The sequence below is a fragment of the Thalassospira alkalitolerans genome (assembly GCF_002115745.1).
GTDB lineage: Bacteria > Pseudomonadota > Alphaproteobacteria > Rhodospirillales > Thalassospiraceae > Thalassospira > Thalassospira alkalitolerans.
On record NZ_JFKB01000011.1, the window covers coordinates 28,941 to 46,455 of the forward strand.

Genomic DNA, 17,515 nt, shown 5'->3' on the forward strand with positions numbered 1-17,515 from the left:
CAACAGTTTACGATCTATTTTAACGATCAGTTTGATCGAACAATCTGGCAGCATCGATCACGGCACCACCAATTTCGCGGTTGCGCTCAGGGTAATAACTGATCACGAAATGAAGGTCGGTCAACTGCGCCTCGTCGCGCACCGGGATCACCTTAATACGTTCATCCCAAACAGAATTTGTCACCATAAGTGTCGGTAAAACACCAATCCCGAACCCATCACCAACCAAGTGTTTAACCGTTGAAAGTGACGCCGATCCATGAAGTGCAGGCGGCGAAATATCGGGTGCGGAAAAGATACTTTCGACCTCGCGAAACGGGGGTGTTCCCTTTGGAAAGGTCACAATCGCATGCTCGGCAAGCTCGGCAAGCGACATTGGATGATCGGGCAATTCCATCGATTCGGTGCAATACCAGCCCAGTTGAACCGGTTTAAGGGCTGCGGCAACCGCGCCTTGTGGTACCGATTCCCGCAACATGATCGCAACATCAAGCGCGTCATCGGCCATTGTTGATGCCAATTGCCCCGATGTATCCACCGACAGTTCAAACCGAACCTTGGGGTAATCGTCTTTCAGCTTGTTCAGCATCCCGGTCAGGATCGTATGCACAATAGTTTCGGCCACCCCGATACGGATGGTGCCGCTAAGCTCGCCGGGGTGGGTCAGTTCCTGCCAGATACGATCACGTGCCCGCAACAACCGTTGTGCTTCTTCAATAAACCGTAACCCCGCCGCAGTTAACCGCACCTGTCGGTTAGACCGGTCAAACAGCAGAATGCCAAGCTTCTTTTCAAGTGCCGAAACCCGCGATGAAATGGCCGATTGCGATAAATCGTATTTTTGGGCAGCCGCGCGAAAGCCCCCCGCCTTTACGATGTCTTGCAATATTTCGATATCCTTGAATTCAAACACGTTATCGTTCCCTGAAACCGCATTGCATTGTCGATCCTGTGCCCCGGATCGTTTGATTTAAGATCACAATACCCCGCAACCGATCATCTGGCACGATCAATCCACGTCAATTTTGATATCCAATGCCAATTGGTCACCGCCAGATTACCGGTTTTATCGCCGCGTCAACGGTCATTTACACATACCTTAATGCGGGCTTCATCGCCTCATCACCCCCGGCATCTTCGCCGCAACCACGGTTCATCACCAATCCATCACCGAGGCGTTACTTGCCCAAAACACATTTTGCCTCAACATTATGATCCTGCCAGATTGGAGGATAAGATGCTGATACGCCGCAAAAAGGGTTGGGAGATCGCCGAACGCGATGCGACCCCGGAATCCATTTACCGAAATCGCCGCCAATTCCTGAAAGGCATCGCCGCAGGATCGATTGGTGCTGCGGCAACCAGCTTTCCGCTTGGCCGTGCCTTGGCCCAAGGGAGTGATCCCACCGCGGACCTTTATCCGGCAACGCGCAACACCGCCTATACGGTCGACCGCGCCATCACGGAAAAGTCCAAGGCCCTGACCTATAACAACTTCTATGAATTCGGATCACACAAATTCATATCCGATGCCGCACAGGCAATGAAAATCCGGCCATGGACGGTTAAGATCGATGGACTTGTTGAAAACCCGATTGAAATCGATTTCCATGATTTGATCCGCAAGATGCCGCTTGAAGAGCGCGTCTATCGGTTCCGCTGTGTCGAAGCATGGGCAATGACCGTGCCCTGGACCGGTTTCCCGATGAAGGCACTGGTTGATTTCGCCAAGCCGCTATCGGGTGCGAAATACATCGAAATGGAAACCGCCAGCCAAAAAGACACCATGCCGGGCCTGAAACAATTCTGGTATCCATGGCCCTATACCGAGGGCCTGACGATAAAAGAAGCCACTAACGATCTGGCAATGATTGCCACCGGCATTTACGGCGAACCATTACCCAAACAAAACGGTGCGCCGCTTCGCCTTGTTACGCCGTGGAAATACGGTTTCAAAAACATCAAATCGATTGTCCGCTTTACTTTTACCGACAAACGCCCGGTAAGTTACTGGGAACAGCTTAATGACAGCGAATATGGCTTCTGGGCCAATGTGAACCCGGCCGTGCCCCACCCTCGCTGGAGCCAGGCACAAGAACGCCTGTTAACCTCGGGTGACGAAGTCCCAACCCAGCTTTATAACGGTTATGCCGATTATGTCGGTGATCTTTACAAGGACATGAAAGACGAAAAACTGTTCATGTAATTTCCCAAAACAGTCACCCTCAGCAATTACCCTTCGTAATCCGCTAACCAGTCCGCAAGACTGGGCCGCCAGCTTTGCCTGAACCCGGTTGTCTCCGGGGCAAAGGTCATCGAATTCAAAACCGCTTCGACGGTTGTTTCCGCAGCAGCACGAAACAGCCTGTCGATGCGGTTTTCATTTAACATCATCACCGGAACCACATCCCGGTTGTCATCGTGATGGATCGTCCAGCCGGTGCTAAATGCCAGCGCTATATCACCGCTGCCATTGCCCCAATATGCCCCCATCCGTGCCAATCCCGCACCACCGCGCTTTGCCACACGGTCAAGCTGCCGGTGATCAAGCGGAATATCGGTTGCGATGATAATGATCACCGATCCTTTTTCGGCAACAGGCTTGGCTTTCGGCGGAATAACGCGCCGCCCATCGGGCAACACCAAATCACCCGCCCGCCCGAAATTCGACAGGACAAGCGTCCCAAGATGATAGTTCTTGCCGTCCAATTCGATAACACGTGACGCAGAACCAATGCCGCCCTTGAACCCGAAACATGACATGCCGGTTCCGGCCCCGACAGAACCTTGCTCAAACGCACCCGTGCTGGCGGTGACAATGGCCGCGTCAATGTCGCGCTCGCTGACACTCATAGCCTGAATATCGTTCAAAAACCCGTCATTGCATTCAAACACCAGCGGGTTAACAGTGCCGGTTTCGCGGCCAATATCCGGGTTTCCGGCCACCGCGTGACGCACCAGCGCATTAAATGCCGTACCAACGCCCAACGTGTTGGTCAAAACAATCGGCGTTTCCAGACAGCCAAGCTCGTTCACCTGCACCAAACCGGCTGATTTTCCAAAGCCGTTGATCACATGCGCGGCCGCTGGAACTTTTTGCCGAAACAGGTTGCCTTGATGGGGCAGGACCGCAGTTACACCAGTCCGCAGCCCCCCGTCACGCAGTGTTACGTGACCAACCGCAAGCCCCGCGATATCTGTAATCGCGTTTATCGGCCCCGTTGTCATCGGTCCGTTGATCAGGTTGAACGCACGGGCAGATTTGCAGGAAGAAACGGACATGATGACGCCTTAGGTTTCGATGCAAAAGAACACGGACCTGTCGCACTCACAACAGGCCCGATATTTCAAATTGTTATACCGCGATCAATATTTTCCACTCAAGGGCCGCTACGACGCCGCCCCTTGTATTTCGATTTGTTGGCTGATTTCGATCCCGGCCCAATCGTTCCGATGCTGCGCGCCATCGGTCCGGCATCGGCAAGGCCCAATTCCTGATCTTCAAGGCGTTTGACTTCATCGCGCAAGCGGGCGGCTTCTTCAAACTCAAGGTTCCCAGCGGCTTCGCGCATGCGTTTTTCCAAATCTTCGATATGCGCACGAAGGTTATGGCCGATCATCACATCGCCCGATACACCGGTATCAACCGTAACGTAATCCTGTTCGGCAACGCTTTGCAGAACGTCGCGAATTTTGCTGCGGATTGATTCTGGTGTGATGCCATGGGCCTTGTTATAGGCGACCTGCTTTTCGCGACGGCGGTTGGTTTCATCAATGGCATATTCAAGACTGCCGGTCATCTTGTCGGCATAGAGTAACACCCGACCATCAACGTTACGCGCCGCACGACCGATGGTTTGCACCAGCGACGTTTTGGATCGAAGGAACCCTTCCTTGTCGGCATCCAAAATAGCAACCAGCGCACATTCCGGAATATCGAGCCCTTCCCGCAAAAGGTTGATGCCAATCAGCACATCAAACACACCAAGACGCAAATCCCGAATGATTTCGATGCGTTCAAGTGTATCAATATCCGAATGCAGATAGCGCACCCGAATACCGTGTTCATGCAGATATTCGGTTAAATCCTCGGCCATGCGCTTGGTCAACGTGGTGACCAGAACGCGCTGCCCCTTGGCGGCACATTCCTTGGCCTCGGCCAGCAAATCATCAACCTGTGTTTCCACCGGCCGAATAATACAAACCGGATCAATCAGACCGGTCGGGCGGATCACCTGTTCGGTAAAGATACCACCCGTGCGTTCCATTTCCCAATTGCCCGGGGTGGCGGAAACAAACACGCTTTGCGGGCGCATCGCTTCCCATTCCTCGAACTTCAGCGGCCGGTTATCAACGCAACTTGGCAGGCGGAACCCATGTTCGGCAAGGGTGAATTTGCGATTATAATCGCCTTTGAACATGCCACCGATCTGCGGCACAGCAACGTGACTTTCATCAACAAATAACAGTGCATTTTCAGGCAGATATTCAAACAATGTCGGCGGCGGCTCGCCCGGGTTACGCCCCGAAAGCCAACGGGAATAGTTTTCAATCCCCTTGCAGTGCCCGACCGTTTCCATCATTTCCAGATCGAACACCGTGCGCTGTTCAATGCGCTCTGCAGCCAGAAGTTTGCCTTCCTGATGAAACTGGGCAAGCCGGTCTTTCAGTTCTTTCTTAATCCCGGTCATGGCCTGAACCAATGTCGGGCGCGGCGTTACATGGTGCGAATTTGCATAAACCATGACCGCGTCCATGGCTGCGTATTTATGCCCGGTCAGCGGATCGAACTCTGTCAGTTCCTCGACCTCATCGCCAAACATCGATACCCGCCATGCCCGATCTTCGGAGTGGGCCGGAAAGATTTCCAAAACATCGCCGCGCACCCGGAAAGTCCCGCGCGAAAATGCCGCATCGTTGCGGGTATATTGCAGTTCGACCAACCGTTTCATGATGGCATTGCGATCAACTTCATCGCCAACCGAAATCCGCTGGGTCATTTCCAGATAGGTTTCAACCGCGCCAATACCATAGATGCACGAAACCGATGCCACGATAATACAGTCGTTACGTTCCAGAATGGCACGCGTGGCCGCATGGCGCATCCGATCGATCTGTTCATTGATCGAACTGTCTTTTTCGATATAGGTGTCCGAACGTGCGATATAGGCCTCTGGCTGGTAATAGTCGTAATAGGATACGAAATATTCGACCGCGTTTTCGGGGAAAAAGCTTTTCATTTCAGCATAAAGCTGTGCCGCCAAGGTCTTGTTCGGCGCCAGAATAAGGGCCGGGCGCTGTTTCTGCGCAATGATATTGGCCATGGTAAAGGTCTTGCCCGACCCGGTCACCCCCAGCAGCACTTGATCACGTTCGTGATTGTCGATCCCCTCGACCAGCTCGGCAATCGCCGCCGGTTGATCACCGGCCGGCTGATAATCCGTCACCAGTTTGAATTCCCGCGATCCGGCAACCGGCGGGCGACGTTTTGTCAAAAACTCAGGCAGCGCATTCATCGGGTCGATCCCCTTTTGGACATGACCATAGTTATAGGTCACCGTGGCAACATCGCAAGTCCCCGCCCTGACAACTCCTGTCAGTATTCGTCAGCAGTTGTCAGGATGAAATCCTCTGGAACCCGCACTGATTTGCTGCGTTACAACATCACGCCGTTCAATTCCGGGGCCACGACGGGCCAATTTCATCCCAAAGAACCCGCAAAAGCGGCGAAACTGCCTTGAATTGCTTTAAACACGGGCGTAGGGTCCGAACCGAAAGAAAGCGATTCTTTCTATTTCATTTTATTCCAGGGAAACAGACCAATGGCGTTTATTGCCGACCGTTTGAGCCGTATCAAACCCTCTCCTACCATTGCTGTCACCACCAAGGCTGCCGAACTCAAGGCCGCTGGTGTTGATGTGATCGGACTTGGTGCAGGCGAGCCGGATTTTGATACCCCCGACAACATCAAAGATGCAGCCAAAGCCGCCCTTGATGCTGGCAAGACCAAATATACCCCGGTCGCTGGCACGCCGGAATTGCGCAAGGCGATTGTCGCAAAGTTCAAACGTGAAAATGATCTGGAATACACGATCGACGAAATCACCGTTGGTTGCGGTGGCAAACAGACGCTGTTTAACGCGCTGTTCGCAACGCTGAACCCCGGTGACGAAGTTGTTATTCCGGCACCGTATTGGGTTTCTTATCCCGATATGACCCTGATGGCCGAAGGCGTTCCGGTTGTTGTTGAATGTCAGGAAGAAAACGACTTTAAAATCACCGCCGCCGAACTTGAAGCCGCAATCACGCCGAAAACCAAATGGGTGGTTCTCAACTCGCCGTCCAACCCGACCGGTTCCGCTTATTCGCGTGACGAATTGCGCGCGCTGGCTGATGTATTGCTCAAACATGAAAATGTCTGGATCATGTCCGACGACATGTATGAGCATCTGGTCTATGACGGGTTCAAGTTCACCACCATCGCCCAGATCGAGCCAAAGCTGAAATCACGCACCCTGACGTGTAATGGTGTGTCGAAATCCTATGCCATGACCGGCTGGCGTCTTGGTTATGCCGCAGGCCCGGTTGAACTGATCAAAGCGATCAACAAAGTTCAGTCGCAAAGCAGCACGCATACCTCCTCGATCAGTCAGGCTGCCTCGGTCGAAGCATTGAACGGTCCGCAGGACTTTCTGGCTGAACGTGCCGCCGTCTTCAAAACCCGTCGTGATCTGGTCGTCAAGGCCATCAACGAATGCGAAGGCCTATCGTGCAAAACCCCGGAAGGCGCGTTTTATGTCTATCCGTCCTGTGCGGGCGCCATTGGCAAAACCACCCCGGATGGCAAGAAGATCGAAACCGATACCGATTTCGTTACCTATCTTCTTGAGGCCGAAGGTGTTGCTGCGGTTCAAGGATCGGCATTCGGTCTGGCACCGTATTTCCGCATTTCCTATGCCACATCAACCGAAGCATTGACCGAAGCCTGCAAGCGCATCAAACGGGCTTGTGCCGCGCTAAAATAAGCTTTCGTCATACAGCATCTAAATTCAACGGGGTCCGGCACTTGCCGGGCCCTGTTTTTTTGTCCATTATTCAATCCAACATTTACGCACCAAATTACCGATAAATCGGACATCATATGCAAAACGAGAATTTCTATGTCACCGTTGACGGCATCAGTCTGTCCTGTCAGCGGATCACGCCGACCCGCGTCGCCCCGGATGCGCCAACGATTATCTTCCTGCACGAAGCCCTTGGCACCATTCGCATGTGGCGTGATTTCCCGGCCAAACTTGCCACTGCCACCGGCCATCCGGTGATTATCTATGAACGTCGCGGCCACGGAAAATCAGACCCGCATGGCGATAATGACGTTCCGCGCCCGATTGATTTCCACAACATCGAAAGCGACGTCTATCTGCATGGCCTGATCACCGAACTGGGGCTGGATCGTCCGATCCTGTTTGGTCACAGCGACGGTGCCACCATTGCCCTGAAATATGCGGCACGTTTCCCAACCCATATTCGCGCCGTCATCAGCGAAGCCGCCCATGTCTGCGTCGAAGACGTGACCATTGCCGGGATCAACGACGCCGCGGCGATCTATGCCAATACGGACTGGAAATCAAAACTCGAACGTCATCACTTTTTCCAAACCGATGTGGTTTTCCGGTCATGGGTCGATACCTGGCGGCAACCCGAATTTCGCGATTGGCAGATGATTGATGAATTGCCCAATATCATTTGTCCGATGCTGGTGATCCAAGGCGATGACGACCAATTTGGTAGTGACGAACAGGTCCATACCATTTGCGGAAAAGTCACCGGCCCGGTCACCAAATTGATCTTGCCCGATTGCGGCCATATCCCGCATTTCGATCAGCCCGACCGGGTCATCGCGGCAAGTCTGGAATTCCTTGGCAAACTTGACGCGAACCAAGAACCGATCCGGGCAGAGGCCTAGGGTCACCTTAAAGTTCGCCCTTTCCGGGCGGGCACTTCACGCCGCCCGGAATGACGTATTTTAAAAATGACCGAATCGGCAAATAATCCGGGGCAAAGTGAATGCTTAACCCCGGCTTTTCCCAAACCGCGCATCCCCCGGCTTAACCCGCGCAGATATAATGGATTTTATCAAACCTGCGCCGCAGTTCTGCGGTGCGCAACGCAATGTTTGGCAACGATTTGCCATGAAGGGCATTAGCAACCAGTGTTGCGATTTCAGGAATGTCATCTTCGGTAACGCCCCAGCGCACCAGTTCGGGCGTCCCGATCCGAAGCCCGTTCATATCGCCCGGCACATCGGCAATCGGCAAACCAATGCCACAGGCAAGATACCCCGCCTTGCGCAACATTTTCGACGCCGCCTGCCCACCGCCAAACGTGGCGGCTTCAACCGCGAACTGGTGCGACCGGGTAAAGCCCTGCGCACGCGCAAAGACCGGCACATCGCATTCATCAAGGGTGCGGGCAAAAACCTGTGCGGTCTGCACCATCTTTTGGGCATACCGCGCACCATATTCGCGCCAATCCAGCATGGTTAAGGCCAATGCCGCCGACTTGGCCGCATCAAAGTTTGCCGTCATGCCCGGAAAGGCGATGGCATCAAGTTTTTGCGCCAACCCGGCATCATTGGTCACGATCAAACCACCCGCCGGTCCCCCAAGGCTTTTATAGGTGCTCATCGTCATCAGATCGGCACCATCATGGATTGGATTTGACCAAACCTTGCCCGCGATCATGCCGCATTGATGGGCGGCATCAAACAAAATGCGGGCCCCGACCTCGTCCGCGACCTTGCGAATTTCACCAACCGGATGGGGGAAAAGATTAAGGCTGCCCCCCACAGATATCAATTTGGGCCGGATACACTTTGCCAAGGCACGCAGTGCATTAACATCAATAGTATAACCATCGGCATTGACCGGGGCCTCGTGGATATCAAGCCCGTACAACCCGGCACACCCCGCCACATTATGGGTCACATGCCCACCGATGGATGCGGGCGGGACAATGATCGTATCGCCCGGTTTGCAAATCGCCATAAAGGCATAAAGATTGGCAAGCGCGCCCGAACCAACCCGGATTTCGGCAAATTTGGCGTCAAAAACCTCGGCACATAGTTCAGCGGCGATGACTTCGATTTCCTCGATTGCTTCAAGACCCATTTCGTATTTATCACCCGGATAACCAAGCGATGGCCGCGATCCGATCCCCGATGCCAGCATCGCCTCGGCACGCGGGTTCATCACATTGGTCGCCGGATTCAGGTTAAAGCATTCCTTTTCATGGATGACGCGATTAACCCGCGCCAGTTCGCGGATACGCCCGGCAATTTCCGATGCATTCTGCGTGGCTGTCTGCCCGGCATAAAGCTGAACCGTCTCCTCGCAATGGGCTGGAACCCAGTCCCGTTTCTGAAGTGCTGTCATGAAACCCCCTCCTGTTTAAGGACATGACTGCACCAAAATTCACGCGCCTTCGCAAACCAGATTTGCTATGATCTAGGCGTAGAAAAACTAGGCCTTAACATGTCAGTCGCACCACCTCGCCCAAAAGGGCCACATCTTAACGCATTACGCGCCTTCGAAGCCGCCGCCCGACTGGGTGGTTTTCGCATGGCTGCGGGGGAACTCGGCGTCACGCCCGGCGCCATCGCACAACACGTCAAGGCACTGGAAGAATGGGCGGGGGCGGCGTTGTTTGAACGTCAATCACAGGGCGTTGTCCTGACCGCACTTGGCGAACGTACATTGCCCGAATTTACCCGTGCTTTTGATCAATTGGGATATGCCATGCAATCCTTGCGGTCGATTGCAACACCGACCGACATTCGGATTGCGACATTGCCCAGCATCGCGCAACTTTGGCTATCGCCGCGATTGCCCGCCATTCGCCGTGCGGTGCCGGACCTTCGCATTTCGGTGACCGCCCTTGAACAAATACCCAATATGGATCGCGATCCGTTTGATTTAGCGATTTTCTATGAAGACCTGCCGGTTGCAGCCGATCACACTGTACTGGCAACCGATGATATTTTCCCGGTTTGCGCGCCCGAACTGGCAAACACCATGACATCCCCCAATGATTTGGAACAGGCAACCTGCCTTTATGACACCACCTGGGCCGGGGATTGGCAAAAATGGTATGCCCGCGCTCGACCGGGGCGTGAATTTCGCCCACGCGGGCCGGGATTTTCGCTTTATAGCCTGGCCGTTGACGAGGCCTGCAATGGTGCTGGTATTCTCATTGGCCACCGCATGCTAATCGAACAACATCTGGCATCGGGTCGGCTGGTGGCACCCTTCGGGGATTTGTCCGTTCGGATTGATCGCACCCTGACAGCAACCCCGTCCCGGCACCCCGAATCCCGGCAAACCGTCGACAGGGTCGTTGCGATGCTGACCCACGAAAAATCCCGGTAACACAAGGCTACCGGGATCAAGTTATTCGGATAAACATCCGACAAGTAATCTGTTGGCGTCCATGCGCCGATATGACGCCGCCCGGGCCTTATTCGGCCAGCGCGTCTTCGGCATCCAGAACAACCGCAACCGCATGAATCACCGATGCAATGCGCACCGCGTTCTGAACGGTTTCTTTTTTGATACCAGCGTTTTTCAGGACTTTTTCATGGCTGTCGATGCACATGCCACAGCCATTGATCGCGGATACCGCAAGTGAGAACAGTTCAAAATCAGCCTTATCAATGCCCGGCTTGCCAATGATGTTCATGCGCAGACGTGCTGGCATGGTGGCATATTCCGGCTCGGACACAAGGTGGTTGAAACGATAATAGATATTGTTCATACCCATGATCGCAGCCGCCCCTTTGGCGGCTTGGAATGCTTCGTCACTCAGCTTGGCTTTGGCTTCGGCAGCAATGGCTTTCAAAAGCTTTGCATTGCGCGATGCATAGGCGCAAGCCAAGGCAGTGCCATAAATCTGCTGATCGGTCATGCCCGGATTATTGGCAAGGCTGCTAAGGTTCAGCTTCAAATCCTTGGCATAGTCCGGCATTGCGTCTTTGATTTCGGAAATGGAAGACATCGAAAGCATCCCCTTATGTCGCTGAAGAATTAAATGCAAAAACAAAAAATCTGTTTGCCATCGGCACACCACAAAACTTGCAGGTGCAGGAAACAATTTCACCGATGGACTAAAAGTGGACCCGGGCATTTGCCCGGATCCAAATCGGTCTGGAGCGCCTTAAAGGGTTTCTTCACCCTGGGTCCAGTTGCACGGGCAGAGCTCGTCAGTCTGCAGCGCATCAAGAATACGCAGGGCTTCCTGCGGGTTACGACCAACTGAAAGGTCGTTGACCTGAACGTGGCGGATGATGTTTTCCGGATCAATGATGAAGGTCGCGCGCAAAGCAACGCCTTCGCCTTTGGCCAGAACACCAAGTGCGGTTGCCAGTTCTTTTTTCTCGTCAGCCAGCCACACGAACGGGCTATCGCCCAGATCTTCGTGGTGGGTGCGCCATGCGGCGTGAACGAAATCGGTATCGGTCGAACAACCGATCAGAACCGCATCACGGTCTTCGAAGTCACCGTTCAATTCGCCGTAACCAACGATTTCGGTCGGGCAAACAAAGGTAAAATCTTTCGGCCAGAAGAAAAGGATCTTCCATTTGCCTTCATAGGATTTGTCGGTAACCGGTGCAAAGCTGTCCGGGGTTTTGCCCGAAACGCCGGTAAGATTGAATTCTGGAAGAATATCGCCAACTGTAAGCATTATGGTTACTCCTAACCTTTTGGTATCAAAATCGTGTCAAAAATCCCGATCCACGGCCCCCGACAGGCCGTAAACATTTTGTGTGCAGGTGCGAAAAACACACTCACTACTGGCGATTTGTAGCCAAATGAACTAACTAAGACCAATAGATAAATTTTCGTAGTTCGATAGGAAAAATCGATGGCTGCCCAACCCAGCATAAAGCAGCTCAAATATCTGGTCGCCTTATCTGAAACCGGCCATTTTGGCCGCGCTGCCGAGGCAAGCTTCATTACGCAACCCAGCCTGTCTGCCGCCATAAGCGAGCTTGAAAACCTGCTTGGTGCCCAGTTGGTAGAACGTAATAAGCGTCAGGTTTTGATCACGCCGCTTGGCCGCGAAATCGTTTCGCGGGCGCGAACCATCCTTCAGGAAGTCGATGAACTGACCCTGATGGCGCAGTCCGCAACCGAACCGCTTTCCGGCCCGATCAATATCGGTGTGATCCCGACAATCGGTCCCTATCTGCTGCCCGATGTGATGGCGAACCTGAAAACCGGTTTTCCAAAACTTCAGCCCTTCCTGCGCGAAGATCAGACATCGAACCTCATCGAATTGCTTAGTGCGGGCAAACTTGATATCGCCCTGATCGCCCTTCCGGTCGAAGAAAACTGGCTTGAAGAAATGGACCTGTTTGAAGACCGGTTTGTTTTTGCCTGCAGTCCGGACAACCCGCTAACCCGCAAAAAGCGCCTTCAGATCGCCGATATCAAAGACGAAAAACTATTGCTGCTAGAGGACGGTCACTGTCTGCGCGACCAGGCGCTTGAAGTCTGCCAAAAAGCCGGTTGGAGCAAATCCGCCGATTTTCAGGCCAACAGCCTGTCGACCTTGGTCCAGATGGTTGTTGCCGGTGTTGGCGCGACCCTGCTTCCGGAAATGTCACTCGAAGTCGAAGCACGCCGTCCCGACACGCTTGCCATTTTGCCGTTTGAAAATCCGGTGCCGATTCGCCGTATCGGTCTCGTCTGGCGTCGCAGTTCTGCGCGCAAAAAAGAATTCCGTCAGATTGGCGCCTATTTGCGCGATGCGCTCGACACAAGTGAACGGTCGCATGTCGCCTGATTGCGCGGCGATGCCCCGCCCTTTGCATTAAAGTCACGGGACCGGACAAAAACCGATGCTGCCGATCAAAGATAACAACCCGACCACGATTACGCCCTGGGTGACCTATGGCCTGATTGCCATCAATATTGCCGTGTACCTGTTAACGGTAACATTGGGGCAAAAGGCCCATTTTCTGGTCAATCTGCAATATGGTGCAATCCCGGCAGTTCTGTTTGGCAATGCACAATTACCCCCACAGCTTGAAGTCTTCCCCCCGGGATTTGAATTCCTCAGCATCTTTTCCGCCATGTTCCTGCATGGTGGCCTGATGCATGTGGGGGGCAACATGTTGTATCTTTGGGTCTTTGGGAACAATGTCGAAGACGCGATGGGCCATTTCCGCTTTTTGGCATTTTATCTGCTGTGCGGTGCGGCGGCGGCCTTTGGTCATGGTTTGTTTGATACCACATCGCAAATCCCGATGATCGGTGCATCCGGCGCGCTTGCCGGTGTTTTGGGCGCCTATTTCCTGCTTTTTCCCAAGGCCCGTGTTCTGGTCTGGTTTTTCTGGGTCTTCATTTTTTATGTACCGGCCGTTGCCGTGCTGGGGCTTTGGATCGGCATGCAATTTGTCAATCTGTCAAGCGGTGCCGAACAGGGCGTTGCCATATTGGCCCATATTGCCGGTTTCTTTGCCGGTCTTGCCCTGATCCCGTTCTTTAAATACAGCTATATCCCCCTGTGGCAAGGCGGCCCGAAACAGGTGCCGGTCTTTGGCGTGTACCGCCCCGGCCGCAAGGGCCATGCAACAAATGCTGCCCCGCCACCTTGGGCCGCGGCCTATGAACAAGAACGCCGCGCGCGGCGCGAGCGTATGAAAAATGCCGGACGCGGACCATGGGGACGGGCTGGCGATACTCAAACAGACAAATCCCCCTGGGGTCGCTATCAGTCGCCAAAACCAGAACCCAAACCCGGAATTGGCGTGCCCAAAGTTACGCGCTTGCATCCCGGGGACAAACCCGACGATACTTGACCCGACTTAATTCCCGATACGAACCCGATCAGATCGGAGCCGACAATGCGCGCAGCTTTTTTCACCGAATACCAAGGCCCTATTGAAATACAAAAACTTGACGATCCAACACCGACAAATGGCGGTGTGGTGATCACGGTTGGCGCCACCGGACTGTGTCGAAGCGACTGGCACGGCTGGATGGGCCATGATTCCGATGTTCAACTGCCCCATGTCCCGGGCCATGAATTTGCCGGTACGATTGCCGCGGTTGGCAAGGATATCAAACGCTGGAAAGTGGGGGATCGGGTCACGGTGCCGTTTGTATCGGGATGCGGTCATTGCCCCGAATGTCATAGCGGCAACCATCAGGTATGCGATCATCAGTTCCAGCCGGGATTTACCCATTGGGGCAGCTTTGCACAATATGTTGCGATTGATTACGCCGATACCAATTTGGTGCGCCTGCCCGATGAAATGGATTTTGCCACTGCCGCCAGCCTTGGCTGTCGCTTTGCCACCAGTTTCCGCGGCGTCATTGATCAGGGCAAAGTAAGCGCCGGTCAGATCGTTGCCGTGCATGGCTGTGGCGGTGTCGGTCTTTCGGCCATCATGATTGCCGCTGCCGCAGGCGCACGGGTGATTGCGGTCGATATTGATGATGCCAAGCTTGATTTCGCCCGTGAACTTGGTGCGATTGATACAATCAATGCCACCGGTACCGATGATATTCCCGCCGCAATAAAGGATATTTCCCACGGCGGGGCGCATGTCTCGATTGATGCGCTTGGCAGTGCGATCACCAGCTTTAATTCCGTGTCATCTTTGCGCAAACGCGGCAAACATATCCAGATCGGTCTGATGACGGGTGATCATGCCCATGCAAGCATTCCGATGGATCGCGTCGTCGCCCATGAACTTGAAATTTTGGGCAGTCACGGCATGCAGGCCTTTCGCTATGACGCAATGATCGACATGATCACGACTGGTAAACTCGCACCACAAAAACTGATCTATGATCGCGTGACCCTTGCCGAAGGCGCCACTGCACTCATGAATATGGACAGTTTCGCCACCACCGGCGTTTCCGTCATCGACAGGTTTTAAATCATGCTCGCAGGTATTCCATTCCACCCCAAAGACGGCATTGACGATTTGCTTGGTCGCCTTGCGGATTATGTCACCGACAAAGGCCTGCGGGTTGCCGGTTATGTCCAGAAACGCCGGGCAGATCGCGATTGCGGCACACTGGTTTATGTCCGCAATCTTGGCAGCGGTCACGAAATGCCGATCACGAAAAACCAGGGTGCGATGGCGCGCGGCTGCAAGCTGGATGGCGATGCACTGGCGACGCTGTCAGAACAACTGGCGTCTGATCTGGATCACACCCCCGATATTCTGATCATCGGACGGTTCGGACGCAGCGAAGCCGAAGGTCGCGGCCTGCGCGATGTGATTTCAAAGGCGCTGGAACTCGGCATTCCGGTACTGGCAGGAGTGCGCGATGAATATGACGACGCTTGGCAGGAATTCCACGGCGGGTATGCACAATCGCTGCCATTCGACGAAACCGCCATCGTACAATGGTGGGAAACCCTAAGCTTGGAAAGCGAACCACAGAACGCTTAACATGTCCTCGCCTTTGCGATGCCCAAACGGGGATCAGGTGCGACAAACACCCAGACTGGCATCAACAATCGCGCGCTGATCAATCAGGACCCGCGTCGCAAAACCTTCGAACCATGCCCCGAATGCGGCATCATACTTTGCCCGGCCCGCACGTTGCTGGTCCGGGTTTTGCCCATTCGGGCGATTGGTATTATCCCCGGCCTTTTCAAGCCAGCGTTCATGGGTTTCATCATCGACTTCGGGATGGAACTGAATGCCCCAAATTCGGCCTTCGATGTGATAGGCCTGATGGGGAAAGACCGATCCGCTGGCCATCAATTGGGCACCATCGGGCAAACCGAACCCTTCGCTGTGCCAGTGATAAACCATCATTTCATCCGGGAAAAGATCGGTTCCGGCATCTGTTGCCTGCACCGGGTAATATCCGATTTCGGTCATGCCATCGGCGCGGGGCTGAACATCAGCCCCCAAATGACGGGCCATCAATTGCGCCCCAAGGCAGATACCCAGATACATCACCTTGCTATTGGCGACATTGGGCAGCCACTCCATGATCTGTGCAACATTGACTTCATGATCGTCATTGGCACTCATCGGGCCACCAAACACGATGGCCAGATGATAGCCTGACATATCGGTTGGCAACACATCCCCCTCGCCCGGGCGCCGAATATCGAACTCATACCCATAACGGCGCAAAACGGCACCAACCCGCCCCGGCTGGCCGGTGGCAGAATTGAAAACCATCAAAACACGCTTTACGGGACTTAATTCGTTCATGCCGACCTCACTGCTGCAACAGCGAAAGGGTGGCGGTTTAGAACCATTTTGACAACCCCTAAGCCATCAAAGCTGCATCGCATGACAAAAGGCCGCCGCATTTCTGCAGACGGCCTTTATTCATCATACAATATCTAAAGCTGGCTCAGACGTTGAATTTAAAGTGGAAGATATCGCCATCCTTGACGATATAGGTCTTGCCTTCCTGACGCAGCTTGCCGTGATCACGCGCACCGGCTTCACCGTTGAATTGGATAAAGTCGTCATAGGCCATGGTTTCGGCCTTGATGAAACCGCGTTCGAAATCGGTGTGAATAACACCGGCCGCATTCGGGGCGGTTGCACCGGAATAAACCGTCCATGCGCGGGCTTCTTTCGGACCAACCGTGAAGAAGGTCAGAAGTTTTAGAAGCTTATAGCCTTCGCGAATAACCCGCGTCAGGCCGGTTTCTTCAAGACCAAGGCCTTCAAGGAACTCTTGCTTGTCTTCTGCACTGTCAAGCAACGCCACTTCGGCCTCGATCGCGGCCGAAATCACAACCGAACGCGCACCCTGTGCTTCTGCCATTTCGGCAACTTTGGCCGACAGGGCATTGCCATCCGCCGCACTGTCTTCGTCAACGTTGCACGCATACAGAACCGGCTTGCTGGTCAAAAGCTGCAGCATACGGAATGCTTTTTCTTCGTCTTCGTTGGTAATTTCAACGACCCGGGCCGGTTTGCCTTCACGCAGGGCGTCAAGGGTCCGATCGATCAGTTCAAGCGTCAGCTTGGCATCCTTGTCGCCACCTTTGGCGCGTTTTTGCAGTCCGGTAACGCGTTTTTCAAGGCTGTCCATGTCGGCCAGCATCAATTCGGTTTCAATCGTTTCCGCATCGCGGACCGGATCAACCGACCCTTCGACATGGGTGATGTCGCCGTCTTCAAAACAGCGCAGCACATGCACGATGGCATCGGTTTCACGGATATTGGCCAGAAACTGGTTGCCAAGCCCCTCGCCCTTGGACGCACCGCGGACCAAACCGGCAATATCGACGAATTCAAGCTGGGTCGGGATGATGGTTGCCGACTTGCTGATCGCGACAATCTTATCAAGGCGTTCATCAGGAACACTGACCCGCCCGGTATTGGGTTCTATCGTACAGAACGGGAAGTTCGCTGCCTCGGCAGCGGCCGTCTGTGTCAGGGCGTTAAACAGGGTCGATTTACCAACATTTGGCAGACCGACGATACCGCATTTGAATCCCATCTTTTCCGGGCTCCGTC

Annotated in this window: 16 protein-coding genes; 8 read left to right on the forward strand and 8 right to left on the reverse strand. The window is 53.9% G+C overall.

Annotation, left to right across the window (positions count from 1 at the left end):
* Positions 1–19 precede the first annotated feature (19 nt).
* Entirely contained in the window at positions 20–913 is an 894-nt protein-coding gene (locus TALK_RS15565) for a LysR family transcriptional regulator (RefSeq protein ID WP_085620072.1), read from the reverse strand.
* A gap of 324 nt (positions 914–1,237) precedes the next feature.
* On the opposite strand from TALK_RS15565, the gene msrP reads away from it, so the two are divergent.
* On the forward strand, positions 1,238–2,206 hold the full coding sequence (msrP, locus tag TALK_RS15570; RefSeq protein ID WP_085620073.1) for a protein-methionine-sulfoxide reductase catalytic subunit MsrP: 969 nt from the start codon (positions 1,238–1,240) through the stop codon (positions 2,204–2,206).
* A gap of 26 nt (positions 2,207–2,232) precedes the next feature.
* Here msrP and TALK_RS15575 read toward each other — a convergent pair whose 3' ends face one another.
* Both TALK_RS15575 and uvrB read right to left on the reverse strand, forming a co-directional pair.
* A complete protein-coding gene (locus tag TALK_RS15575) occupies positions 2,233–3,282 on the reverse strand; it encodes a DmpA family aminopeptidase (protein WP_085620074.1) in 1,050 nt (349 codons plus the stop codon).
* A 98-nt stretch (positions 3,283–3,380) separates the two neighbouring features.
* Complete coding sequence (gene uvrB, locus TALK_RS15580; protein ID WP_085620183.1) at positions 3,381–5,516, reverse strand: excinuclease ABC subunit UvrB; 2,136 nt, start codon at positions 5,514–5,516, stop codon at positions 3,381–3,383.
* A 306-nt stretch (positions 5,517–5,822) separates the two neighbouring features.
* On the opposite strand from uvrB, the gene TALK_RS15585 reads away from it, so the two are divergent.
* Together TALK_RS15585 and TALK_RS15590 are read left to right on the forward strand one after the other, a co-directional pair.
* Positions 5,823–7,025: an aspartate transaminase gene (locus TALK_RS15585; RefSeq protein ID WP_085620075.1), complete on the forward strand. Its 1,203-nt coding sequence runs from the start codon at positions 5,823–5,825 to the stop codon at positions 7,023–7,025.
* A 116-nt stretch (positions 7,026–7,141) separates the two neighbouring features.
* Positions 7,142–7,966: an alpha/beta fold hydrolase gene (locus tag TALK_RS15590; RefSeq protein WP_085620076.1), complete on the forward strand. Its 825-nt coding sequence runs from the start codon at positions 7,142–7,144 to the stop codon at positions 7,964–7,966.
* A 142-nt stretch (positions 7,967–8,108) separates the two neighbouring features.
* On the opposite strand, the gene TALK_RS15595 is transcribed toward TALK_RS15590, so the two are convergent.
* Positions 8,109–9,434 (reverse strand): serine hydroxymethyltransferase, encoded by a 1,326-nt coding sequence (locus tag TALK_RS15595; protein ID WP_085620077.1) that lies wholly within the window; start codon positions 9,432–9,434, stop codon positions 8,109–8,111.
* Positions 9,435–9,533: 99 nt separating this feature from the next.
* On the opposite strand from TALK_RS15595, the gene TALK_RS15600 reads away from it, so the two are divergent.
* The gene (locus TALK_RS15600; RefSeq protein WP_085620078.1) at positions 9,534–10,427 is read left to right on the forward strand and encodes a LysR substrate-binding domain-containing protein; all 894 of its coding nucleotides are present in this window, start codon (positions 9,534–9,536) and stop codon (positions 10,425–10,427) included.
* Between the two features lie 88 nt (positions 10,428–10,515).
* On the opposite strand, the gene ahpD is transcribed toward TALK_RS15600, so the two are convergent.
* Positions 10,516–11,052: an alkylhydroperoxidase, AhpD family gene (gene ahpD, locus TALK_RS15605; RefSeq protein ID WP_085620184.1), complete on the reverse strand. Its 537-nt coding sequence runs from the start codon at positions 11,050–11,052 to the stop codon at positions 10,516–10,518.
* A 159-nt stretch (positions 11,053–11,211) separates the two neighbouring features.
* Positions 11,212–11,739 (reverse strand): peroxiredoxin, encoded by a 528-nt coding sequence (locus TALK_RS15610; protein ID WP_085620079.1) that lies wholly within the window; start codon positions 11,737–11,739, stop codon positions 11,212–11,214.
* A gap of 180 nt (positions 11,740–11,919) precedes the next feature.
* On the opposite strand from TALK_RS15610, the gene TALK_RS15615 reads away from it, so the two are divergent.
* From TALK_RS15615 to TALK_RS15630, 4 genes are read left to right on the forward strand one after another with little or no spacing between them, the layout of a single operon-like run.
* A complete protein-coding gene (locus TALK_RS15615) occupies positions 11,920–12,843 on the forward strand; it encodes a LysR substrate-binding domain-containing protein (RefSeq protein WP_085620080.1) in 924 nt (307 codons plus the stop codon).
* 55 nt (positions 12,844–12,898) lie between these two features.
* Complete coding sequence (locus tag TALK_RS15620; protein ID WP_085620081.1) at positions 12,899–13,861, forward strand: rhomboid family intramembrane serine protease; 963 nt, start codon at positions 12,899–12,901, stop codon at positions 13,859–13,861.
* A 45-nt stretch (positions 13,862–13,906) separates the two neighbouring features.
* The gene (locus TALK_RS15625; protein ID WP_085620082.1) at positions 13,907–14,947 is read left to right on the forward strand and encodes a zinc-dependent alcohol dehydrogenase family protein; all 1,041 of its coding nucleotides are present in this window, start codon (positions 13,907–13,909) and stop codon (positions 14,945–14,947) included.
* Positions 14,948–14,950: 3 nt separating this feature from the next.
* A complete protein-coding gene (locus TALK_RS15630) occupies positions 14,951–15,469 on the forward strand; it encodes a DUF2478 domain-containing protein (protein WP_085620083.1) in 519 nt (172 codons plus the stop codon).
* Between the two features lie 33 nt (positions 15,470–15,502).
* On the opposite strand, the gene TALK_RS15635 is transcribed toward TALK_RS15630, so the two are convergent.
* Together TALK_RS15635 and ychF are read right to left on the reverse strand one after the other, a co-directional pair.
* Positions 15,503–16,249 carry a glutamine amidotransferase-related protein gene (locus tag TALK_RS15635; protein ID WP_085620084.1) on the reverse strand — a complete coding sequence of 249 codons (747 nt, stop codon included), beginning with the start codon at positions 16,247–16,249 and terminating at the stop codon, positions 15,503–15,505.
* Positions 16,250–16,394: 145 nt separating this feature from the next.
* Positions 16,395–17,498: a redox-regulated ATPase YchF gene (gene ychF, locus TALK_RS15640; RefSeq protein ID WP_085620085.1), complete on the reverse strand. Its 1,104-nt coding sequence runs from the start codon at positions 17,496–17,498 to the stop codon at positions 16,395–16,397.
* Positions 17,499–17,515: the final 17 nt, after the last annotated feature.